Source organism: Bartonella sp. TS25HLJMH (assembly GCF_042193505.1).
GTDB classification, from domain to species: domain Bacteria; phylum Pseudomonadota; class Alphaproteobacteria; order Rhizobiales; family Rhizobiaceae; genus Bartonella; species Bartonella grahamii.
The window spans coordinates 1-2,661 of record NZ_JBHILV010000050.1; the positions used below are offsets into that span (position 1 = coordinate 1).

General features: G+C 40.1%; 2 protein-coding genes and 1 pseudogene. 1 reads left to right on the forward strand and 2 read right to left on the reverse strand.

Going from position 1 to position 2,661, the window contains the following annotated elements; all coding sequences use genetic code 11:
- Positions 1-256: 256 nt before the first annotated feature.
- Together ACFINF_RS08975 and rpmE are read right to left on the reverse strand one after the other, a co-directional pair.
- A pseudogene (locus ACFINF_RS08975) lies at positions 257-446 on the reverse strand (ATP-binding cassette domain-containing protein); the annotation flags it as partial.
- Between the two features lie 265 nt (positions 447-711).
- Positions 712-933 (reverse strand): 50S ribosomal protein L31, encoded by a 222-nt coding sequence (rpmE, locus tag ACFINF_RS08980; protein WP_330168255.1) that lies wholly within the window; start codon positions 931-933, stop codon positions 712-714.
- Between the two features lie 187 nt (positions 934-1,120).
- Here rpmE and ACFINF_RS08985 point away from each other — a divergent pair.
- Positions 1,121-2,661, forward strand: a 1,541-nt coding sequence (locus tag ACFINF_RS08985) for an ABC transporter transmembrane domain-containing protein (RefSeq protein WP_375620557.1), incomplete at its 3' end; no start/stop codon positions are given.

Sequence of the window (2,661 nt, forward strand, 5' to 3'; positions counted from 1 at the left end):
GCTTTGATTATAATAATAATTCACTGTTTTGTATGTTGAATGGGAATTCCAGAATATCATAGGATTTTCTCGTTTCAAACCTGTTCCATATTGAATCAACAAAAAGCATCTCTCTTGCACGTTACAAGTGGGGAGAGCCCGCGTGAATAAAAAAACTATTAAGAAAGGACTAAAAATGCCTATAATGAATCGTCTCAGGTGCCAAGGGCTGTAGCAACACCTACAAGCTGGCAAATATAATGATGATGCCGGCTTGCAGTAAGAGGGATGCATTTCTTAAAATCGCACGTACAATACCGATGCGTTGTTTTTGTCCCCCAGAAAGCATGGTACCACGTTCTCCTACTTGCGTATCCAAGCCATCTGATAAAGCTTGAATAAATTCAAGCGCATTAGCCGCTTGCGGCGACAAGAATGTCCTCTTCACGGGTATTTTCAGGTCCAAAAAAAGAAGGATAGTTTGCAATTATTTTATTTCAGGTCGTTATACTTTACGAGAAAGGATTTATGCTCGTATTTCAAACTGATTTTTAAATTTAAAAAACGCAGCCACCAAGATTTATTAGTGCCTAAAATCCCATCTATTTATGTTGGATGCGTTTTTGAATTAATATTTAAAGCGCACTCTTTACAGCATAAAAAAACAATCACTTACAATAGAGCAATCATTTTTTAAAAAACTTGTGCTCTTTAATAATCAGGAATAGGCTTTTACATGCCAATATTACCAAAACGATTTTTGAATTTAGAAAGACGACCGCCACGGTCTACGAGTGTTTGGGAGCCACCTGTCCATGCTGGATGCGTTCTTGGGTCAATATCTAGATTAAGAGTATCGCCTTCTTTTCCCCAAGTAGAGCGCGTTGTATATTGGGTTCCATCCGTCATAACAACGGTAATTGTGTGATAGTTGGGATGAATATTCGCTTTCATGCGTAAAAACCTTTTGCGTTTACAGAATGAAACAGCACTTGCTCGATTTTTTAAGTGCGCTTCCTTTGTCTTTTTGATACATTGATTAAAGTATTTATTCCTATAGCTGAGCACGCATAAAAAAACAAGTGTTCGAGATGCATCATTGTATCAAGTATTATAAATTCAATATAGTGAGCGAAACCTTATGAATCTCTTCAATCATTCAGAACAATCTACAAAGTCTTCCTCTAGAAAATCTTCATTCTCTTCGCTTGCAATTTTTTTTCCTTATCTTTTGCGCTATCGTTGGTTGTTTATCTTTGCCTTTCTAGCGTTATCTGTTGCTGCTCTTGTTACATTAGCTTTGCCTGTAGCTATCCGCCAAATGTTTGATCATGGGTTTTCTACTTCAAGCCATGGACATATCAATTTTTACTTCGGAATTTTGTTTATCTTAGCCTTGCTTCTCGCATTTGCTTCTGCTGGCCGTTATTATTGTGTTATCACATTGGGAGAACGGATTGTTGCCGATTTACGGCGTGATGTGTTTATTCATATTATGAAACTTTCTCCTGCTTTTTTTGATCGGTCGCATTCAGGAGAGATTGTTTCAAGGCTTCTAACAGATACCACACAAATAAAATTAGCTGTAGGTTCTACCGCCTCTACTGCTTTGCGCCAGTTGATTATAGTGATCGGAGCCGTCGTGATGATGGTGATTACCAATGCTAAATTGTCTTTGTTGGTTTTGGTTGCTATTCCTGTTGTGGCCATTCCATTGGTGGTTTTTGGGCGTAAGGTTCGTGCGCGTACGCGTGCGGCACAAGATCGTCTCGCAGATGCCAATGCTGTTGCTACAGAACAGGTAAGTGCTATTCGCACTGTGCAAGCTTTTACTGCAGAAAAACTCGTTTCAACACGGTTTTCACAATTGATAGAACGTGCTTTTCAAACAGCACGCGCTTCTGTGATCCTGCGCTCCTTTTTTACGGGTTTTGCAATTTTTTTGGTTTTTAGCAGTGTAGTTGCTGTTTTATGGATTGGGTCGCGCGATGTTTTGAATGGAACGATGACAGGCGGGACATTAGGGCAATTTGTCCTTTATGCGGTTTTTGGAGCTTCTACTTTTGCGCAATTATCGGAACTGGGGGCAGAGTTAATCCAAGCAGCGGGCGCTGCTGAGCGGCTTTCTGAATTGCTACAAGAACAACCTACTATTGTAGCTCCTAAAAATCCTTTATCATTGGAACAACCTGTTCGAGGTGAGCTTGTTTTTGATCAGGTTGATTTTACTTATCCTTCTAGGCCACAAGAGAAGATTTTACGCTCACTTTCGTTTTCTGTGAAGGCAGGTGAAACGGTTGCTTTTGTTGGGGCTTCAGGAGCAGGAAAAAGCACCATTTTTTCTTTGATCCTTCGTTTTTATGACCCGATAAGTGGAACAATTCAGTTGGATGGCATGGAAATTAATCACCTTTCTTTGCAAGATTTACGCAGCGCAATTTCCTATGTTCCACAGGATGTCGCCATTTTTGATGGAACATTGCGTGATAATATTATTTTTGGAACTGAAAATACCCATGAAGAGGAAATCCTTGCTGCCGCTAAAGCGGCTAATGCACTTGAATTTATTCAAGCTTTACCAGATGGCTTGGATACGCAAGTAGGAGAACGTGGTACCATGCTTTCTGGGGGGCAAAAACAACGCATTGGTATTGCACGGGCAATTCTAAGAAATGCACCCCT